We start from the raw sequence: 19,309 nt of genomic DNA on the forward strand, positions 1-19,309 counted from the left end.
GAATATGCCAATTCGCCCGTGTGAATCGCGCAGCCAGGATCGGATCCTAAATCTGGCCGGCCACATGCGGTAGTGCCGAGGCGAGCAGCCCGATCCCCGAGGCCGTCAGCGGCGAGAGGACGATCTTGCGAACTGTCGATTCGCCGATACCGATGTAGAGCTTTACTCCGAGCAGTGTCGGGACGAGCATCGCCGGCGCGACGACGGCCAATGGCGGCATTTCGATGCCGATCTTGCCCGTGGCGAGGTAGGCCGCCATCGTTGCGGCGGCGACGCGGGTCTGGGTTCTGTGCCCGGCGCGGATCGGCAGTTCGTTGTATGCGGCTGCGATGGCCTCAGCCGATCGGCCTATTGTGGGTGGCTGCGAAAGGAATATAATTAGGTCCTAATATTAATCGCCGGATTTGCCTCGATCAGATGCTGCCGGATGGTTGTTGCCGGTTGACCTCCTGGTCCCCTCGATCCGGATATCGCGCCCACGGAGCATGAGCGCGGCAAGGGGAGGAATGCCATGCCCGACGTCAAATGGACAATGAAGGCGCGCGAATTCATCAACTGCAATTGCGCTTATGGCTGCCCGTGCCAGTTCAACGCCATGCCGACACACGGATCCTGCCAGGCGGTTGCTGGCATGGAAATCGAGAGCGGCCATCACGGCAGCACCAAGCTCGATGGATTGCGGTTCGTCGGGATTTTCCGCTGGCCCGGCGCGATACACCAGGGCAGGGGCGAAGCCGCGGTGGTCATCGACGAGAGGGCGACCGAAGCCCAGCGTGAAGCGCTGCTTCGTATATTGGGTGGTCAGGACACCGAACCAGGCGCAACGATATTCCAGGTCTTTTCCACCACGCTGGAGAAATTCCACGATCCGATCTTTGCCGCGATCGATTTCAAGGTCGACGTCGACGCGCGAACCGGCCGGCTGTACGTCAAGGGTGTAACCGACGGCCATGGCGAGCCAATCAAAAATCCGGTCACCGGCGCCGAGCACCATGCGCGTATCGACCTGCCGCACGGCTTCGAATACGCGATCGCCGAGGTTGGGCGTGGCTGGACCGAGGCGACGGGCCCGATCAAGTTCGAGCTGGCCGATACGCATAGCCATTTCGCCAATCTGCATCTCACGCAGAGCGGCGTCGTGCATTGACCTGACCCAAATGGGCGACACGGCCCTCGAGGCGGTGCTGCGCCGCGACCGTGCGGTGGTGACGGCCGCGCTTGTCGTGATTGCCGTGCTTGCCTGGGTCTATGTGCTGTGGCTCGCCGCCGGCATGGTCATGCCCGGCTCTTCCGTACCGGGCGGTGCAGGCGACGTGGCCGCGACGGACATGTCGAACATGGACATGTCGAGCATGGACATGGGCGCCACGGTGGCTCCCGGTTTCCGGGCTTGGGCAACGGCCGATTTCGCTTTCATCTTCACAATGTGGGCGGTGATGATGGTCGGCATGATGACGCCGTCGGTCGCGCCGATGTTGCTGCTCTATGCCGGCGTCGGCCGCAAGGCGCAAGCGGACGGCCGCCCCATCGCTTCGACGGGGTGGTTTTTTACCGGCTATCTCACCGTCTGGGTTGTGTTCAGCATCGTGGCGACCGCAGCGCAATGGCTGCTCGCCCGTCTCGCCTTGCTCGATCCCTCGATGGCGACCAACAGCGCGATTCTTGGGGGCCTCGTTCTGATCGCCGCTGGCCTCTATCAATGGACGCCGATGAAGGGTGTCTGCCTGCGTCAATGTCAGGCGCCGATCGCGTTCCTGGCAAGCCATGGCGGGTTCCGTTCCGCTCCGCTCGGCGCGCTTCGGCTGGGCATCGATCACGGCGCCTATTGCCTCGGCTGCTGCTGGGCGCTGATGGCTCTGCTGTTCGTCGGCGGCGTCATGAACGTGCTGTGGATCGCTGGCATCGCCATCCTTGTTCTCCTTGAGAAGACGGTCCCGACCGGGCAGTTGATCCCGCGCGTTTCCGGCGCGCTGATGGCGGCGACCGGCGCCTGGGTCATCCTTGGAGCACTTTGAGAACGCGCGGCTGCCTTGTTTTTCCGGGCGTTGTTGACCTGAAACCGCCCTGCAAATCGTCAGATGACAGTCTCTGTACGCGCCAACTCACTCTGCACCGACGTCAGTAACGCCAAGGTATAACGAGGATGGATTTCGCTACCCCGGCCTGCGTTTGCGTTGAATGAGTTTTGCCTTCTTTATTTGCGCTGCTGACTAAATCGCGGGCGTGTTTGTCCGCAATTCAGGCATTTGCGGCAACTGGTTTTCAAACTCTTTCGGATTCGGTCATTTCCCTTGACCTCACAGGAATAATCGCCTTCGATGCAGTTCGTGAATGGGAGGCAGCGCGTCGGCAACGATGCAGGGGTTCTCGGAATAAACCCGAAGGGGGCTGCGTTCACGCAGGAACAAAGATCAGGGTTTGCCTGAAAACAGAAAAGGGTCTGTGGGTTATGAAACACATTGCAATTGGCATTCTTGGAGCTGGCGCGCTTGGATTGATGGCTTCGGCCGCCTCGGCAACCACGCTTGATACCGTCAAGGCGAAGGGCTTCATCCAGTGCGGTGTCTCGACCGGCCTGGCCGGCTTCTCGGCGCCGGATGACAAGGGTGACTGGCAAGGCATCGATGCGGATTTCTGCCGCGCAGTCGCGGCCGCCGTCTTTGGTGACGGCACCAAGGTCAAGTTCACGCCGCTCAGCGCCAAGGAGCGGTTCACCGCGCTGCAGTCCGGCGAGGTCGACATCCTGTCGCGCAACACCACCTGGACGATCAATCGTGATACAGCGCTTGGCCTGAATTTCGTAGGCACCACGTACTATGACGGCCAGGGCTTCATGATCAACGCCAAGAAGCTGCCGGGCGTCAATTCGGCGCTGCAGCTTTCCGGAGCCGCCGTCTGCGTGCAGAGCGGCACCACCACCGAGCTCAACCTCGCCGACTACTTCAAGGCGAACAAGATGGAGTACAACCCCGTCGTCTTCGAGAAGCTCGAAGAGGTCAACGCCGCCTATGACGCCGGCCGCTGCGACGTCTACACCACCGACCAGTCAGGCCTCTACGGCATCCGGCTGACGCTGGGCTCGCCGGCCGACCATGTCGTGCTGCCCGAGATCATCTCGAAAGAGCCGCTCGGACCGGCCGTGCGCCAGGGCGACGACCAGTGGTACCACATCGTCAAGTGGACCTACTTCGCGCTGCTCGACGCCGAGGAACTCGGCATCACCAAGGCCAATGTCGACGAAATGAAGAACTCCACCAGCCCGGAGATCAAGCGCGTGCTCGGCCAGGAAGCCGATACCAAGATCGGCACCGATCTCGGCGTCTCCAACGACTGGGTCGTCAACATCGTCAAGGCCGTCGGCAACTATGGCGAAATGTTCGACCGCAATGTCGGCTCGGGCAGCCCGCTGAAGATCGCGCGCGGCATCAACGCGCTGTGGACCAAGGGCGGCCTGCAATACGCTCCGCCGATCCGCTGATCGAAATGTGATCCGGGAGGCAGATCGTCTGCCTCCCGGCTTCTCTTTCCAGGGGACGGTCGAATGGCATCGCAGGAAGTTCTTCGCGAGGAGCCAAGTCGCGCTTCTCTTATAAACGATCCCAAAGTCCGCAGCATTTTCTATCAATGCTTGGTCGTTGCTTTGCTGGTGTCGGGTGTCTGGTGGATCGTCCACAACACCATCGTGAACCTCACGAACCTCCACATTGCCTCAGGCTTCGCCTTTCTGAAGGGCCGAGCTGGCTTCGACATTTCCGACTCGGCGATCGCCTATACGTCGGACTCCACCTATGGCCGAGCCATTATCGTCGGCTTGATCAACACGTTGATCATCGCCTTTGTCGGCATCATCACCGCCACCATCATCGGTTTCATCGTCGGCATCGGCCGGCTGTCGAAAAACTGGCTGATTCAGAAGATCTGCACCGTCTATGTCGAGGTGTTCCGCAACATTCCGCCGCTTCTGGTCATCTTCTTCTGGTATTCCGGCGTGCTGGCCGTGCTGCCGGCGCCGCGTGACAGCTATCATCTGCCCTTCGGCTCCTTCCTCAACCAGCGCGGCTTCTATTTTCCACGCGCTATCTGGGGCGACGGCTCATGGTTGATCCTGGTGGGTCTGCTTGTCGGCATCGCCATGTCCTGGTTTGTTGCCCGCAAGGCCAAGCAGCGACAGATGGCGACCGGCCAGCAATTCCCGGTGTTCTGGACATCGCTGGCGCTGATTGTCGGGCTGCCGCTGCTAGCCTATGTGCTGAGCGGCTTTCCGGTAACCTTCGATTTTCCCAAGCAGTCGACCTTCAACCTGACCGGCGGTTTCGTCGTCAAGCCGGAGTTCCTGTCGCTCTATCTGGCGCTGTCGTTCTATACCGCCGCCTTCATCTCCGAGATCGTACGCGCCGGCATTCGCGGCGTCGCCAAGGGACAGAGCGAGGCCTCGGCGGCTCTTGGCCTGCGTTCCGGCCAGGCGCTGCGGCTGGTGGTTGTGCCGCAGGCGATGCGCATCGTCATTCCGCCACTGGCCAGCCAGTATCTCAACCTGACCAAGAATTCATCGCTTGCCATCGCCATCGGCTATCCCGACTTGACGGCGACGACCGGAACGGTGCTCAACCAGACCGGTCAGGCGGTTGAATGCGTGGTCATCATGATGGTGATCTATCTGGCCATCAGCATTCTGACCTCGCTGCTGATGAACTGGTTCAATGCCAAAATGGCGCTGGTGGAGAGGTAAGGACATGCAAGAACATGATATGTCCTGGGTACGTACCGAAATGATGCTGGCGCAACCAGCGCCAGCGGGCGTCACCGGACTCCGTGCCTGGGTGCGCAAGAATCTGATCGCTTCGGTAGGCGACACCATCCTGACTATTATCGGCATCGCACTGGTTGTGATGATCCTGCCGCAAATCATCAATTGGGCGTTCATCCACGCCCAGTGGACGGGGCCGGACCGGACCGTCTGCGCCACCGTGGCGCAAGGCGGTATCCAGCCGGACGGCTGGTCGGGCGCTTGCTGGGCTTTCGTCAACGCCAAGTTCGGCCAGTTCATGTTCGGAACCTATCCGATCGAGGAGCGCTGGAGGCCGATCGTGGTTGGCATATTGCTTGTGGCGCTTATGGTGCCGATGCTGATACCGAGCGTGCCGCGCAAGGGCCTCAATGCCCTGCTGCTGATCATCGGTTTACCCATTGTGGCGTTCTTCCTGCTGGTCGGCGGCGTGTTCGGTCTGGAACATGTCGAAACCGCACGCTGGGGCGGCTTGCTGGTAACGCTGTCGCTGTCTTTCGTGGCCATCGTCGTGTCGCTGCCGCTTGGCATCGTGCTGGCGCTTGGCCGACGCTCCAAAATGCCGATCGTCAAGATGCTGTGCGTCATCTTCATCGAAGCCGTGCGCGGCATTCCGCTGATCACCGTTCTGTTCATGGCCAGCGTCATGCTGCCGCTGTTCCTGCCGCCGGGCGTGACCTTCGACAAGTACCTGCGCGCGCTGATCGGCGTGTCGCTGTTTGCCGCCGCCTACATGGCTGAAGTGGTGCGCGGCGGCCTGCAGGCGATTCCCAAGGGGCAATATGAAGGCGCCGATTCGCTCGGCCTCGGCTACTGGCAGAAAATGTATTTCATCGTCATGCCGCAGGCCCTCAAACTGGTCATCCCGGGCATCGTCAACACCTTTATCGGCATGTTCAAGGACACCAGCCTGGTCACCATCATTTCGATGTTCGACCTGCTCGGCATCGTCAAGCAGAACTTCTCCGACGCCAACTGGGCAACGGCGCAGACGGCCAGGTCCGGCCTTATCTTCGCTGCCTTCGTCTTCTGGCTGTTCTGCTTCGGCATGTCGCGATATTCAATGTACACCGAACGCCGACTCGACACCGGCCACAAACGCTAAACAAAAGAACAAGGGGACCCTGCCATGGCCACCGAAAATGCCGTCAGCGCGGAAGAGATCAAGGTCAACGCCGCCAAAATGCATATCTCGACCACCGATGTCGCCATCGACATCATCGCCATGCACAAATGGTACGGCGAGTTCCATGTGTTGAAGGACATCAACCTCAAGGTGATGCGCGGCGAGCGCATCGTCATTTGCGGCCCGTCGGGCTCCGGCAAATCGACGATGATCCGCTGCATCAACCGGCTGGAAGAGCACCAGAAGGGCAAGATCATCGTCGACGGCAAGGAACTGACCAACGATCTCAAGAAGATCGACGAGGTGCGCCGCGAGGTCGGCATGGTGTTCCAGCACTTCAACCTATTCCCGCATCTCACCATCCTGGAGAATTGCACGCTGGCGCCGATCTGGGTGCGCAAGACGCCGAAGAAGCAGGCCGAGGAGATCGCCATGCACTTCCTCAAGCGCGTGAAGATCCCGGAACAGGCCAACAAATATCCGGGTCAGCTCTCCGGCGGCCAGCAGCAGCGCGTGGCGATCGCCCGCTCACTGTGCATGAACCCGCGCATCATGCTGTTCGATGAGCCGACCTCGGCGCTAGACCCCGAAATGATCAAGGAAGTGCTGGAGACCATGGTTGGTCTCGCCGAAGAAGGCATGACCATGCTGTGCGTCACCCACGAAATGGGCTTTGCACGCAAGGTCGCCAACCGCGTGATCTTCATGGATCAGGGCCAGATCGTCGAGCAGAACACGCCGGCCGAGTTCTTCGACCATCCGCGCCACGAGCGCACGAAGCTGTTCCTGTCGCAGATCCTGCACTAGGCCTTCGATGGCTGCAAAAGAGCCCGGCTGAAACAGTGCCGGGCTCTTTTGCGTATGGACGGGCAGGAGGCGGCGGTTCTCGTCGCGCCGGGTCGCGTTTGCAGGGCCGCCATTGATGAAAAAGCTCGGACGTTTTCTAGGCCTTCTGTCGATCGTGGCGGTGCTGGCTGTGACGCTGGGCACCTTGGTGCCGCGCCCGCTCTGGCCGGCTGCTGCCTCTGGTGAGGGTAAACGCCACATCCTGGTGCTGAAGAACCCGATCCACACCGACATCGCCATTCCGGTCGATGATGCCGTGCGCCAGCGCTTCCATTTCCTGGTCGATGCCGGCGTGCCCGTCGACATTCCCGAGGTGCGCTACATCGTCTTCGGCTGGGGCGGCCGTGCCTTCTATCTGGAAACGCCGACGTGGTCGCAGCTCAAGGCCGTCCCGGTGATGAAGGCGCTGACCATCGACACATCGGTCATGCATGTCGATGTCGCCGGCGACATCAGCGAGACGGGTGCCGACGTTGTCGGCTTCGACATCGGCGAGGAGCGTTTTATGGCGCTGCTTAACTTCATCGAGGCGAGTTTTCAGCGGGGACCGAAGGGCCCGATCACTGTTCCGGATGCCGCCTATTCCAGGTTCGACCGCTTCTATGAGGCGAACGGCCGTTTCAACGCGCTGGTTGGCTGCAACACCTGGACGGCGGCGGCCTTGCGCACCGCCGGCCTGCGCACCGGCTGGTGGAACCCGCTGCCGGCTTCGCTCAGCCTGTCGATGCGGCTGTATGATTAGTTTGCTGCCAGCCATAGAGCCAGTCGAGATCCGTCGCGAGCTTTTCCGGCGAGCGCATCTTGAGGAACAGGTTACGGGCGATTGCCACTGGTCCCACAGCATGCCAGGCAAGGTGGTTGAGGGCGCCGCGCCGGGCGACCTTGGCGACGCGCGGCCGCCGCAGATTTTCCCAGACGAGGAGGCCTCGCGCCGGATCGGCAGGAAAGGCGGCAAAAGAGCCGGCAAGCGTCGCCGCATCCTCGATCGCCATCGCCGCGCCTTGTGCCGCGAAGGGTGTCATCGCATGCGCCGCGTCGCCGATCAGCGCGATACCGTCCGGCGTCGTCCAGGGCTGCTTCTGCTCGACCGTATGGAGCGGCCAGGTCAGCCACGGGCCGGCCATTTCCAATAGTCTTGCAAGGCCCGGCGCGGTGCCGCGCATAGCGGCGGCGAGGATGCCGGGATCGGCATGGCCGGACCAGCCCTCGGCGATACGCTCGCCTCTGGTGAAGGCGACGAGGTTGAAGGCGTCGCCCTTGCTGACGGGATAGGCGACCATATGGAAGCCAGGATGCAGGAAGGTCGTCACACAGTCGGCCGCGCCGATCGCGGCAAAGGCTTGCCCGGCGGCGCTGTCGACCGAAACGGTGGTGCGCCAGGCCAGCTCACCGGAAAAACGGCTTCTTGGCGATGCCGCTCCCCTGGTCGAATCGACAAGCGCACGCACCGACGACCAGACGCCGTCGGCGCCGACCAGCAGGGAGCCTTCCATCTCGATGGTCTTGCCGTCGAGCTCGACACTCGCCGTGATGCCGTGGGTCCCGATGGCAATGCCGCCGAGGCGCGCGCCGGTGGTGAGATGAATATCCGGCATCTCGGCAAAGCGCGACATCAGCGCCGCCTGCAGGTCGGCGCGGTGAGCCACGAGGTAGGGCGCCCGCCAGCGCGCTTCAGCGGACTGTCCAAGTGGCACGCGCGCCAGTTCACGCAGCGTCGCGGCGTCCTTCAGCACCACCGCTTCGGGCCGCACTGCTGTTGGCAGCAGCCGGTCGAGCACGCCGAGCTGGCGAAGGATGCGTGTTGCATTGGGAGAAAGCTGGAGACCGGCGCCTACCGCGTCTATGCGCTGCGCCTGTTCGAACACTTGCACAGGGTAGCCGTGTTCGGCGAAGGCCAGCGCCGCGGTCAACCCGGCGATGCCCGCCCCGGCGATGATGACTTGCCCGGAGCGCATGTCGTCCATTTGCAGCCGGTCGCTGGAAATCAGGCGGCCTGGTCGATATAGATGCAGCCAGCCGGCTGCGTTTCCGTCGCCTTCAGCCTTGGCGAATAGCGGTAGAGCGTCGAGCAATAGGGGCAGACTTTTTCATTGTCGTCGCCCATGTCGAGAAACACATGCGGGTGGTCGAAAGGCGGGTTGGCGCCCGTGCACATGAATTCCTTGACGCCGATGTCGATCGCCGGGTGGCCCGCATCGTTCTGAAAATGGGGAATGGAACCGCCTGCCATCGTCATCTCCTTAACGCAGTCTGATCTGCATCTGGATCATATCAGGTCTCTTTGCAAGATCGATGAAATGAAACTGTCGCAAAAGCCTGTCAGAGGATAAGTTAAGCCGGTTAACCGGCTTTAGGTGCGGGAAGAGCAGGAATTATGAACGAACTGAAGCCGGTGCAGAGCGAATTCATCAATGTCGAGGCAGCGAGCCCGGAGGGCGGCAATCCCGATCGTTTCGTCAATCGCGAGTTTTCCTGGTTGCAGTTCAACCGGCGCGTTCTCGAGGAATCGCTGAACACCCATCATCCCCTGCTGGAGCGCGTCCGCTTCCTGTCGATCTCGGCCGCCAATCTCGACGAGTTTTTCATGGTGCGCGTCGCCGGTCTCGCCGGGCAGGTCCGCGAGGGCATCGTGCTGAAGAGCCCCGACGGACGCACCCCCGAACAGCAGCTCGAACAGCTTCTGCGTGAGGTCGAGCGGCTGCAGGAAGACCAGCAGAAGAGCCTTTCGGCCCTTACCGTGCTGCTCAACAAGGAAGGCATCGAGAGCATCACCCGCGATGCGCTGACCAAGGACGAAAAGATCTGGCTGGAGGATCACTTCCAGGAACAGGTGTTTCCGGTGCTCACCCCGCTGTCGATCGACCCGGCGCATCCGTTCCCGTTCATCCCCAATCTCGGCTTCTCGATGGCGCTGCAACTGCGCCATCGCAAGAACGGCGAAGAGATGAGCGCACTTCTGCGCCTGCCGGTGGCGCTGAAGCGTTTTATCCGTTTGCCCGACCGCAAGCGCCATGTCCGCTTCATCCCGCTGGAAGAGGCGGTCGGCCTTTACATCGGCAAGCTGTTCCCTGGCTATGAGGTCAAGGGCTCCGGCACGTTCCGCATCATCCGAGACAGCGATATCGAGGTCGAGGAGGAGTCCGAGGATCTGGTGCGTCTGTTCGAGACGGCGCTCAAGCGCCGCCGCCGCGGTTCGGTGATCCGCATCGAATTCGACAGGCTGATGCCGTCGGAACTACGCGACTTCGTCGCCGGTGAGCTTGGCGTCTCGTCGAGCCGCATCAGCGTCCTGACCGGCCCGCTGGCGCTCAGCCAGATATCCGAGATCGTCGCCGTCCCCCGCGATGACCTGAAATTCACACCCTACAATCCGCGCTTTCCCGAACGCATCCGCGAGCATGGCGGCGACTGCTTCGCAGCCATCCGCGAGAAGGACATCATCGTCCACCACCCCTATGAATCCTTCGATGTGGTGGTGCAGTTCCTGCGCCAGGCGATGGCCGATCCCGAAGTGGTGGCGATCAAGCAGACGCTTTACCGCACCTCCAACGACAGCCCGATCGTGCGTGCGCTGGTCGACGCGGCCGAGGCCGGCAAGTCGGTGACGGCGCTGGTCGAGCTCAAGGCGCGTTTCGACGAGGAAGCCAACATCCGTTGGGCGCGCGACCTGGAGCGCGCCGGCGTGCAGGTCGTGTTCGGTTTCCTCGAGTTGAAGACTCATGCGAAAATGTCGCTGGTGGTGCGGCGCGAGGACGGCAAGCTGCGCAACTACGTGCATCTGGGCACCGGCAATTATCATCCGGTGACCGCGCGCATCTACACCGACCTGTCCTTCTTCACCACCGATCCGACGATTGCCCGCGATGTCGCCCAGCTCTTCAACTTCATCACCGGCTATGCCGAGCCGACGGATGAAATGCGGTTGGCCATCTCGCCGTTCACGCTGAGAAGCCGCATTCTCAAGCACATTTCCGATGAGGTCGCACACGCGCTGGAGGGAAGGCCGGCGCGCATCTGGATGAAGATGAATGCACTCGTCGACCCGATCATCATCGATGCGCTCTATGATGCCAGCCGTGCTGGCGTCGAGATCGATCTCGTCGTACGCGGCATCTGCTGCCTGCGGCCGCAGGTGCCGGGCCTGTCGGAAAACATCAGGGTGAAGTCGATCGTCGGCCGTTTCCTCGAGCACAGCCGCATCTATTGCTTCGGCAATGGCCATGGCCTGCCCTCGGACGAGGCGATCGTCTACATTTCTTCGGCCGACCTCATGCCGCGCAACCTCGACCGCCGTGTCGAGACCATGGTGCCGATCACCAATCCAACTGTGCATGAACAGGTCCTTGGCCAGATCATGCTGGGCAACATCATGGACAATCAGCAAAGTTTCGACGTATTGGCTGATGGAACCTCCCGGCGCGTGGTGCTGGAGGAGGGCGAGGAACCGTTCAACGCGCAGGAATATTTCATGACCAATCCTAGCCTGTCCGGACGGGGTGATGCGCTGAAGTCGCATGCGCCCAAGCGCATCGCGCAGTTCAAGCGCCGCAAGAAGAACGCCGCAGCGTCCAGTTGATGCTGTCTGATTCCCAGGGCCGGCTGCAGGACCGCCGACCGCTGTCCATCATCGACATCGGGTCGAATTCGATCCGTCTCGTCGTCTATGAGGGGCTGGCGCGCTCGCCGACCATGCTGTTCAACGAAAAGATGCTGGCCGGTCTTGGCCGCGGCATCGTTTCGACCGGCAAGCTCGACCCCGAGGCGGTGACGCGCTCGATGGAAGAGTTCCGCCGCTTTCGCGCGCTCTCCGAGCAGGCCGGCGCCGAGCATATGTATGTGCTTGCGACCGCCGCCGCCCGCGAAGCGGTCAATGGTCCCGATTTCATCCACCGCGCCGAGGAGGTGCTGAAGACCGAGATCCGGGTCATCAGCGGGCGTCAGGAAGCTTACTATTCGGCGCTCGGCGTCATTTCAGGCTTCCATCCTGCCAATGGCATCGCCGGCGATCTGGGCGGTGGCAGTCTCGAACTGGTCGACGTCAAAGGCGAAGCGATCGGCGACGGTATAACGCTGCCGCTGGGTGGCCTGCGCCTGCAGGACATGGCGAAGAACTCGCTGGCCCAGGCAGCGAAGATCGCGCGCGACGAGCTGGCGAAGGCGAAGTTGTTGAAGGGTGGGCAAGGCAGGCCCTTCTATGCCGTCGGCGGCACCTGGCGAAATCTCGCCCGGCTGCACATGGAAATGACCAACTACCCGCTCGGCGTCATGCACCACTACGAGATCAGCGCCGACAGTGCCACGAACTTCCTGAAACAGGTGGCCAAAGCCGAAATCGAGAAGGTCAAGGGCATCGAGGGCGTCTCCAAGAACCGCCGTTCGCTGCTGCCTTATGGCGCCATCGTGCTGCAGGAGATCATGACGGCGATGCAGCCGTCGAAGATCATCGTTTCGGCACTCGGTGTGCGCGAAGGCTTTCTCTATTCGCTGCTCGACGAGGCCGAGCAGAAGGCCGATCCGTTGATTTCGGCGTCCGAGGAACTCGCCGTGCTGCGCTCGCGCTCGGTCCACCATGCGCATGAGTTGGTCGAATGGACCGGCAAGGCCTTTGCCGCCTTCGGCATCGACGAGACGGAGGATGAGGCACGCTACCGCCACGCGGCCGCATTGCTGGCCGACATCGGCTGGCGCGCGCACCCGGAATACCGCGGCAAGCAATCGCTCAACATCATCGCGCATGCCTCCTTCTTCGGGGTCGACCATCCCGGCCGCGCCTTCCTGGCGCTGGCCAACGCCTATCGTCACGATGGTATCTTCAACGAATCCATTGCGCCGGAAATCAAGGCGCTGGCGACGCCGCGCTATCTGGAACGGGCTCGCGTGCTGGCGGCGATGATGCGCGTCGTCTATCTGCTGACGGCGTCGATGCCCGGCATCATGCCCAGGCTGAAATGGGAGCAGCGCGCCAACGGCGTGCTGGCGCTGGTGTTGCCGGCGTCGCTGGCCGATCTCTACGGCGAGCGGCCGGCCGGCCGGCTGGCGCAACTGGCGCGGATCACCAATCGGCGTCTGGTGCTGGCCGTGGAGGGTGGGCCGAGCGTTTCGGTGAAATAGCCTTACGCCGAAGCGCGCCCGTCGGCCGACCAGGCGCCGGCGCCGGCCATTGCCAGCGCCAGGAAACCGCCGGATATGGCGATGTCCTTCATCAGCATCTGCGAGTGCAGGAAGGCGAGCATCGCATCACCGCCACCCTGGCCGTAATGGCCGATGAAGCCGGCGACGATGCAGAAGGCGGCGAGCAGCAGCGCCGCGATCCGGGTCTGGAAACCGACCAGGATGAGCAGCCCGGCGATCAGCTCGAACAAGCCCGTCCCCCATGCGGCGAGCGTCGGCAGCGGCAGGCCGAGGCTGGCGAAATAGCCCGTCGTGCCGGCAATATCGGAAAGCGCCTGGAAGCCGGAAGGCACGAAAAGGGCGGCGAGCAGCAGCCGGGAAAGCAGAAGCAGGGCGTTGCGGGGCATGCTTGTCACCTCCGATGTCGATCAGGCGGGGCCCATCGGCCGATTGCTCCCCTCGACGGCTCGATCCTATCAGCAATGCGGTCGCAAATCCCGCCCGGAGGATCGAGACGCGTGGGCCTGTGCATCGACAACGAAAAAGCGGCGCGGAAAATTCCGCGCCGCTTTGATTTTCGCGCTCTTGCCGGGGATTAGCCGCGCTTGGCGTCGACCGAATAGGCGCCGGCACCGAGCACTGCCAGGAGCAGGAAGCCGCCGGTGAGGCCGAGGTTCTTCTGCAGCATCAACATCTGCATCTGGTCGGCGAAGTTGAGGTGCGCGACCGCCGTGGCGGCCAGCGTGAAGATGGCGAGTACGATCGCCACGATGCGGGTCTGGAAGCCGACAAGGATGGCGAGGCCGCCGAAAAATTCAAGCAGGCCGGAGCCGACGGCAGCGACCGTCGGCAGCGGCAGCCCGATGCTGCCGAACCACTGGGCGGTGGCCGAGATCGCGGTCAGCTTGGCGAAGCCCGACAGGATGAAAAGGATCGACAGGAGCACCCGGCCGACCAGGATCGTGGCCGAGGCATTGGAAGCGGTGCCGGAACCGGCGACGGAAGTGTTGAGGGACATGGGTGGTACTCCGAATGGGGTTGATGCCCTGCAGATAGCCCATGCCGACTGTTCACCAAAGACGCGAATGCGGCGACACATCGTTCACCGTCGGTAACGTTGCTGCGATCATCCCGGGTGCGTCATGTCCTCCGGCCGCACCAGCCGGTCGTAGTCGGCTTCGCTGACCAGCCCGGTTGCCAGCGCTTCCTCGCGCAGCGTGGTGCCGTTCTTGTGCGCGGTCTTGGCGATCTTGGCGGCGTTGTCGTAGCCGATGGTCGGGGCGAGAGCCGTCACCAGCATCAGCGAGCGGTCGAGTGCCGCCTTGATGTTGTCCTCACGCGCCTCGATGCCGACGACGCAGTTGTCGGTGAAGGAGACCGAAGCGTCGGAGAGCAACTGCACCGACTGCAGGAAATTGTACGCCATCAGCGGGTTGTAGACGTTGAGCTCGAAATGGCCTTGGCTGCCGGCGAAGGTGAGTGCCGCATTGTTGCCGAACACCTGCACGCAGACCTGGGTCATCGCCTCGCACTGGGTCGGATTGACCTTGCCCGGCATGATCGAGGAGCCCGGCTCGTTTTCCGGCAGCGACAGTTCGCCGAGGCCCGAACGCGGGCCGGAGCCGAGGAAGCGGATGTCGTTGGCGATCTTGAACAGCGCCGCGGCGGCCGCGTTGATGGCGCCGTGCGAGAACACCATCGAATCGTGGGCGGCGAGCGCCTCGAACTTGTTCGGCGCCGTGACGAAGGCGATGCCGGTAATGGCGGCGATGCGGTCCGCCACCCTTTCGGCGAAGCCGACGGGTGCATTGAGGCCGGTGCCGACGGCGGTGCCGCCCTGCGCCAATTCCTGCAGGCCGGGCAGCGTCATCTCGATGCGCTTGATCGATGAGGCGACCTGCGCGGCATAGCCCGAAAATTCCTGGCCCAGGGTGAGGGGGGTGGCATCCTGCGTGTGCGTGCGGCCGATCTTGATGATGTGGGCGAACGCCTTGGTCTTGGCTTCCAAAGCGGCATGCAGATGCCTCAGCGCCGGCAAGAGGTCGTGCACGATGCGCTCGGCGCAGGCGATGTGCATGGCCGTCGGATAAGTGTCGTTCGACGACTGGCTCATATTGACGTGATCGTTGGGGTGCACCGGCTTCTTCGATCCCATGACGCCGCCCAGCATCTCGATCGCCCGGTTGGAGATCACCTCGTTGGCATTCATGTTGGACTGCGTGCCCGAGCCGGTCTGCCAGACCACCAGCGGGAAATGCTCGTTGAGCTTGCCGTCGATCACCTCTTGCGCCGCCTCGATGATCGCCTTGCCGATTGCCGGGTCGAGCCGCTTCAGCTCCATGTTGGCTTCCGCCGCCGCCCGCTTGACAATGCCAAGCGCGCGCACGATCGATGCCGGCTGCTTTTCCCAGCCAATCTTGAAGTTGCCGAGCGAACGCTGCGCTTGCGCACCCCAATAGCGGTCGGCGGCGACCTCGATGGGGCCGAACGTATCGGTTTCGGTTCTGGTCTTTGGCGTGCTCACGGCTTTCTCCTTGTCGAAGTCGGCAACGGCGTATCGCGTTGCACAAACGGCTTCAAGCGGAGATTTCGGGCGCAAATGATGCAAATCGGTTGAACGCGTCCACCTTCTCCCGCAAGGGAGAAGGGAAGGCGTGTCGGCTTGCCGAGGTGAATGTCCTGAACGGCCAGTCAGGCAAGCGGTGGGCCAACAATGTCGATGCCATTTCTCGCGCAGAGCTGCACCAAGGCCGCGATGATTTCCGGCGTCGGTTCCATTTGCGGCGGCAATTCCGGCTGTTCGGCGGGGCGGCCCGCCTGGCGCAGGAGCGTTTCAAAATCCGCACCGCGCGTGACGGTCAAGGTACGCGCTCCCTCGCGCGACTCGACCCTGTAGGTGTGCGGCAGGCCTTTCGGCGCGATGACGGTTTCGCCGGCGTCTGCAATGCGTTCGTGACCGTCGATCTGAAAGCGCAATCTCCCCTCCAGGACGTGAAACACTTCGTCTTCGCGGCGATGCACGTGCAACGGCGGAGAGTCGCCATACGGCATACGATGTTCGACGACGCAGATGCCGTCCTCTCCCGCGGCCGATGAGATGTGGATCGCGACGAGCGTGTTGTTGAACCGGAAGAGTTCCTTGCCTGTGATCGTCCCAGGGGTCATTGTCATGGGTCTATGCTCCTGTTTCCTGTTGTTGCCTGTGCCGGCTGTGCGGCGCCGGTGACGACCTAACCAAGGACATGCCGGGACGGAAATCGAATGATCGTATGGGGCGAATTGATGCGATGAATTTGAACGCGATCGACCTCAATCTCGTCAGGGTGTTCGACGCCCTCTTACGGGAAAGAAGCGTTACGCGTGCCGGCGAACAGATCGGCCTGAGCCAGCCTGCTGTCAGCGCCGCGCTCAATCGCTTGCGGCATGCCCTCAACGACCAGCTGTTCGTGCGGCACGGCAACGAGATGATGCCGACGCCGCGCGCCGAGAGCCTGGCGGAGCCGTTGCGCGTGGCCCTGCGGGAAATCGAACGTGTCTTCCAGTCGACGAAAAACTTCGATCCGGCGGAACTCGAGCGAACCTTCACGCTGATGGGGGCGGATTTCTTTTCCATGCTGCTGATGCCGACGCTGGCGGCGCGCATCGCGGGTACCGCGCCGCTTGTGTCGTTGCGGTTTCTCGATAGCGCGCGCGGCGACGTTTCGCGGCTGCTCCAGGAGGATGAAGTCGACGCAGCGCTCGAGCGTCCGCTGGAGGTCTCCGACTGGGTCTCCAGCACGCCTCTGTTCCATTCACCATTCGTCATCATTGCCGCGGGCGACAATGCTGCGATCAGACAGGCGGGGATCGCGGACGGCGCACCTCTGCCGATCGAGCTTTTCTGCGAACTGCCCCATGTTCTTCGTTCTATCGACGGCTCGATGTCGGGTTCCACCGACGAGGCGCTCGCCAAGCTCGGACGAACGCGCCGTGTGAGCCTGGCACTGCCGCACTTTCAGGCTGTCGCGTTGGCAGTGGCAAACGGAAACTACCTCGCCGCGGTTCCCAGGCAGTTCGCCGTTTGGGCCGCGAGGACCCTTCCGCTCGTCACCTTCGAACCACCGCTTCCCATTGCTGTTCCTGAAATCAGGATGTACTGGCACGCGCGCCACGACGACGAGCCACCTCATCGCTGGGTTCGCAATCAGATCCTGGAGGCGGTCGGCGCTCTTGGATTTGTGGAAAGTGCCACCACTGAAATTGCCGGCGCCTAGAGCATGATCCCGAAAAGTGGAATCCGGTTTTCGGGAAAGATCATGCTCAAACAAAAAGATAGAGCCCCATCCCGATTCCATCGGGATGGAACAGGCTCTAGCGGCCGGACGGTTCACGTCGCCGTGTGGCCGCCGTCGATGGCGGAGATGCCACCACTGATCCACGCGGCGTCATCGCTGGCCACGGGATCGCTATACCGGCGAGGCCATCGGGACGGCCGATGCGGCCCAGCGGAAAGTTCCGCTCGACATAGGCCTTCACCCCTTATGCCTCGATCGTCAGCTCGGGATCTTTTTCTTCCAGCGGCGCAACCGCGTGCGCAGGAATGAGACGCTGCCGAAAGGAAGAGTTGGCCGTCCGGATGGCGGATGCGGGCGCGCTTCCAGGCGTTGACGCACGAGGTTCATCAATCGGCAGAAGGTAGGGGTTTCAAGTCCCGGAAGACGTTTCACGATGCTGTCGGGCAGCGGCTTCGAGCGCCAGGCGAAATAGGCCTCGTAGTCCTCAGGCGTTTCGATCAGGTGCTGGAGATAGGCCGCCAGGTCCTTGGCGCTGGGGAAGGCGCTGGCGTCGATGTACGAATTGGCAGGCACGAATTCATCCACGTTCGGTGCACCAAGGTAGATCGGTACTGTGCCGGCGTCGAATGCATCGTAGATCTTCTCGGTGACGTAGTCGGGCTCGATCGAGTTTTCCAGCGCCAGGCAGAACCTGTGCCGCGCAATGGTTTCAATCTTGGATTCCCGCCCAAGATCCGGGCCGCTGATCGCTCGATTGTGAAAGTGCCGGCCGTAAGAATCGATCTTGATATGCCGCGACAGCTCGGCCGTGAAATCGATGCGGCCGCTGCGGTTGACGGGCGCTGACTGGAACAGCGCGACAGGCGCCTCTTCCGTCTTCGCGGCGATCGGTCTGGCAACCATCTCTTGCCATCCGCGAGCCCGGGGAAGATAGGGCATCCAGACATCGGAACATGTTTCGTGCGTCATCGTGATGTCGAAATGCCTCATGACATCCGGATTGGTGACGCGTTTGTAGTTCTGGCGGCTCTCCATCGACCAGGCCACCCAATATTGGCCGGGGTATTTGTGCGCGTCGCCGAATTCGCGAAAGTCCGGAATATGAAAGACGACCGCCGCCGCCTCGGAAAGCCGGCGCTTGTCCAGCGTCCACCGCCCTTCACAATGGATGGACGCGGTGTCGACAAGCTTACCGAAGAACGTCGTGTAGAAAAGGATCAGCGGATCGTTTGACGACATGGCACCACGAATGTCTGAACTACGCCACGGATCTATAGCGGTGACAGACGCGGGATGGGAAGTCAGGTCAAGCGCCTTGGCTTGTCCGAGGCGGACGCAAGGGGCTGATCCGCACAGTCACCCGGCGGTATAGCCGCCATCGATGGCGAAGATGCCGCCGCTGGTCCACGCGGCCTCGTCGCTGGCCAGATAAACCGCCATGCCGGCGAGATCATCGGGACGACCGATGCGGCCCAGCGGATAGCTGCGCTCGACATAGGCCTTCAGCTCCGTCTTCGCCTCGGCAGGCAGATTGTCGACTGTCCTGCGCCGCATGGCGGTATCGACTGTGCCAGGCGCTATGGCGTTGACGCGGATGCCACGTGGGCCGAGCTCGAAGGCCAGCGATTTGGTCAGTGAGTTCAACGCGCCTTTCGACAGCGAATAGAGGCTCGACGGCCGATTCGGGATCATCTTGTTGGCGAAATAGGAGGAAATGTTGATCACCGATGCGCCGGTTGCGAGATGTGGCAGCAGCCCCTGGGTGAGGAAGAACACCGCCGTCACGTTGAGAGCGAAGGATTGCTGGAACTGAACCTCGCTGACATCGGCAAACGGCACCAGGAAAGCCACCCCCGCATTGTTGACAAGAATGTCGAGAGGTCGGCCGGACCTTTTCACCAGCTCGATGACGGCAGCGATGCCGGCGCCGGTGGCAAGATCGGCCGACCATGTCTCCACGGCGCCAACCGAGCCAGAAGCCGTCAGTTTTTCGCGAGCGCCGTCGAGTTTCCCGGCGTCGCGACCGACGATCGTGACGTCGGCGCCTTCACGCGAGAAAGCTTCGGCGATTGCAAGGCCAATGCCGTCCGACCCGCCGGTAATCAGCGCGCGTTTGTTGTTGAGTCTCATTGGACGCTCCGGGACCGCTTTGGTCACCTCGAGAGC

At 62.3% G+C, this 19,309-nt stretch carries 19 protein-coding genes; 10 read left to right on the plus strand and 9 right to left on the minus strand.

Annotated elements, in window-relative coordinates:
- Positions 1 to 46: 46 nt before the first annotated feature.
- Positions 47 to 259: a hypothetical protein gene (locus NR193_RS04790; RefSeq protein ID WP_256749714.1), complete on the minus strand. Its 213-nt coding sequence runs from the start codon at positions 257 to 259 to the stop codon at positions 47 to 49.
- Positions 260 to 511: 252 nt separating this feature from the next.
- On the opposite strand from NR193_RS04790, the gene NR193_RS04795 reads away from it, so the two are divergent.
- The 7 genes from NR193_RS04795 (at position 512) to NR193_RS04825 (ending at position 7,500) form a co-directional block, all read left to right on the plus strand.
- Entirely contained in the window at positions 512 to 1,147 is a 636-nt protein-coding gene (locus tag NR193_RS04795) for a DUF1326 domain-containing protein (RefSeq protein ID WP_256749715.1), read from the plus strand.
- 10 nt (positions 1,148 to 1,157) lie between these two features.
- Positions 1,158 to 2,015 (plus strand): DUF2182 domain-containing protein, encoded by an 858-nt coding sequence (locus NR193_RS04800; protein WP_256749716.1) that lies wholly within the window; start codon positions 1,158 to 1,160, stop codon positions 2,013 to 2,015.
- A gap of 434 nt (positions 2,016 to 2,449) precedes the next feature.
- Complete coding sequence (locus tag NR193_RS04805; protein WP_256749717.1) at positions 2,450 to 3,478, plus strand: amino acid ABC transporter substrate-binding protein; 1,029 nt, start codon at positions 2,450 to 2,452, stop codon at positions 3,476 to 3,478.
- A 63-nt stretch (positions 3,479 to 3,541) separates the two neighbouring features.
- Positions 3,542 to 4,729, plus strand: a complete 1,188-nt coding sequence (locus NR193_RS04810) for an amino acid ABC transporter permease (protein ID WP_256749718.1) — start codon at positions 3,542 to 3,544, stop codon at positions 4,727 to 4,729.
- A 4-nt stretch (positions 4,730 to 4,733) separates the two neighbouring features.
- A complete protein-coding gene (locus tag NR193_RS04815) occupies positions 4,734 to 5,891 on the plus strand; it encodes an amino acid ABC transporter permease (RefSeq protein ID WP_256749719.1) in 1,158 nt (385 codons plus the stop codon).
- A 78-nt stretch (positions 5,892 to 5,969) separates the two neighbouring features.
- Positions 5,970 to 6,719, plus strand: a complete 750-nt coding sequence (locus tag NR193_RS04820) for an amino acid ABC transporter ATP-binding protein (protein WP_031240865.1) — start codon at positions 5,970 to 5,972, stop codon at positions 6,717 to 6,719.
- A gap of 115 nt (positions 6,720 to 6,834) precedes the next feature.
- Positions 6,835 to 7,500 carry a TIGR02117 family protein gene (locus tag NR193_RS04825; RefSeq protein WP_256749720.1) on the plus strand — a complete coding sequence of 222 codons (666 nt, stop codon included), beginning with the start codon at positions 6,835 to 6,837 and terminating at the stop codon, positions 7,498 to 7,500.
- Here the strand turns inward: NR193_RS04825 and NR193_RS04830 are convergent.
- Together NR193_RS04830 and NR193_RS04835 are read right to left on the minus strand one after the other, a co-directional pair.
- Positions 7,472 to 8,722, minus strand: coding sequence for an FAD-dependent monooxygenase (locus NR193_RS04830; RefSeq protein WP_256749721.1), 1,251 nt, complete (start codon positions 8,720 to 8,722; stop codon positions 7,472 to 7,474). The two genes, NR193_RS04825 and NR193_RS04830, sit on opposite strands and share 29 nt — an antisense overlap.
- A 20-nt stretch (positions 8,723 to 8,742) precedes the next feature.
- Complete coding sequence (locus NR193_RS04835; RefSeq protein ID WP_256749722.1) at positions 8,743 to 8,988, minus strand: zinc-finger domain-containing protein; 246 nt, start codon at positions 8,986 to 8,988, stop codon at positions 8,743 to 8,745.
- A gap of 144 nt (positions 8,989 to 9,132) precedes the next feature.
- Between NR193_RS04835 and NR193_RS04840 the strand changes: the two genes are divergently transcribed.
- Positions 9,133 to 11,334: an RNA degradosome polyphosphate kinase gene (locus NR193_RS04840; RefSeq protein WP_091577313.1), complete on the plus strand. Its 2,202-nt coding sequence runs from the start codon at positions 9,133 to 9,135 to the stop codon at positions 11,332 to 11,334.
- Complete coding sequence (gene ppx / locus NR193_RS04845) at positions 11,334 to 12,869, plus strand: exopolyphosphatase (RefSeq protein WP_256749723.1); 1,536 nt, start codon at positions 11,334 to 11,336, stop codon at positions 12,867 to 12,869. The genes NR193_RS04840 and ppx overlap by 1 nt, the downstream gene beginning before the upstream one ends.
- Before the next feature lie 2 nt (positions 12,870 to 12,871).
- On the opposite strand, the gene NR193_RS04850 is transcribed toward ppx, so the two are convergent.
- The 4 genes from NR193_RS04850 to NR193_RS04865 all read right to left on the minus strand — a co-directional run bounded on the left by NR193_RS04850 (position 12,872) and on the right by NR193_RS04865 (position 16,040).
- The gene (locus NR193_RS04850; protein ID WP_256749724.1) at positions 12,872 to 13,276 is read right to left on the minus strand and encodes a DoxX family protein; all 405 of its coding nucleotides are present in this window, start codon (positions 13,274 to 13,276) and stop codon (positions 12,872 to 12,874) included.
- A gap of 188 nt (positions 13,277 to 13,464) precedes the next feature.
- Positions 13,465 to 13,887, minus strand: a complete 423-nt coding sequence (locus NR193_RS04855) for a DoxX family protein (RefSeq protein ID WP_256749725.1) — start codon at positions 13,885 to 13,887, stop codon at positions 13,465 to 13,467.
- A 108-nt stretch (positions 13,888 to 13,995) separates the two neighbouring features.
- Positions 13,996 to 15,393 (minus strand): class II fumarate hydratase, encoded by a 1,398-nt coding sequence (gene fumC / locus NR193_RS04860; RefSeq protein ID WP_256749726.1) that lies wholly within the window; start codon positions 15,391 to 15,393, stop codon positions 13,996 to 13,998.
- A gap of 167 nt (positions 15,394 to 15,560) precedes the next feature.
- Entirely contained in the window at positions 15,561 to 16,040 is a 480-nt protein-coding gene (locus tag NR193_RS04865) for a cupin domain-containing protein (RefSeq protein ID WP_256749727.1), read from the minus strand.
- A gap of 98 nt (positions 16,041 to 16,138) precedes the next feature.
- Here NR193_RS04865 and NR193_RS04870 point away from each other — a divergent pair, with 98 nt between their 5' ends.
- Positions 16,139 to 17,122: a LysR family transcriptional regulator gene (locus NR193_RS04870; RefSeq protein WP_256749728.1), complete on the plus strand. Its 984-nt coding sequence runs from the start codon at positions 16,139 to 16,141 to the stop codon at positions 17,120 to 17,122.
- 279 nt (positions 17,123 to 17,401) lie between these two features.
- On the opposite strand, the gene NR193_RS04875 is transcribed toward NR193_RS04870, so the two are convergent.
- Positions 17,402 to 18,382 carry a glycosyltransferase family 10 domain-containing protein gene (locus tag NR193_RS04875; RefSeq protein ID WP_256749729.1) on the minus strand — a complete coding sequence of 327 codons (981 nt, stop codon included), beginning with the start codon at positions 18,380 to 18,382 and terminating at the stop codon, positions 17,402 to 17,404.
- A 117-nt stretch (positions 18,383 to 18,499) separates the two neighbouring features.
- A complete protein-coding gene (locus NR193_RS04880; protein WP_256749730.1) occupies positions 18,500 to 19,273 on the minus strand; it encodes an SDR family NAD(P)-dependent oxidoreductase in 774 nt (257 codons plus the stop codon).
- Between the last annotated feature and the right edge of the window lie 36 nt (positions 19,274 to 19,309).

It is taken from the genome of Mesorhizobium sp. Mes31 (genome assembly GCF_024519675.1).
Taxonomy (GTDB): domain Bacteria; phylum Pseudomonadota; class Alphaproteobacteria; order Rhizobiales; family Rhizobiaceae; genus Mesorhizobium.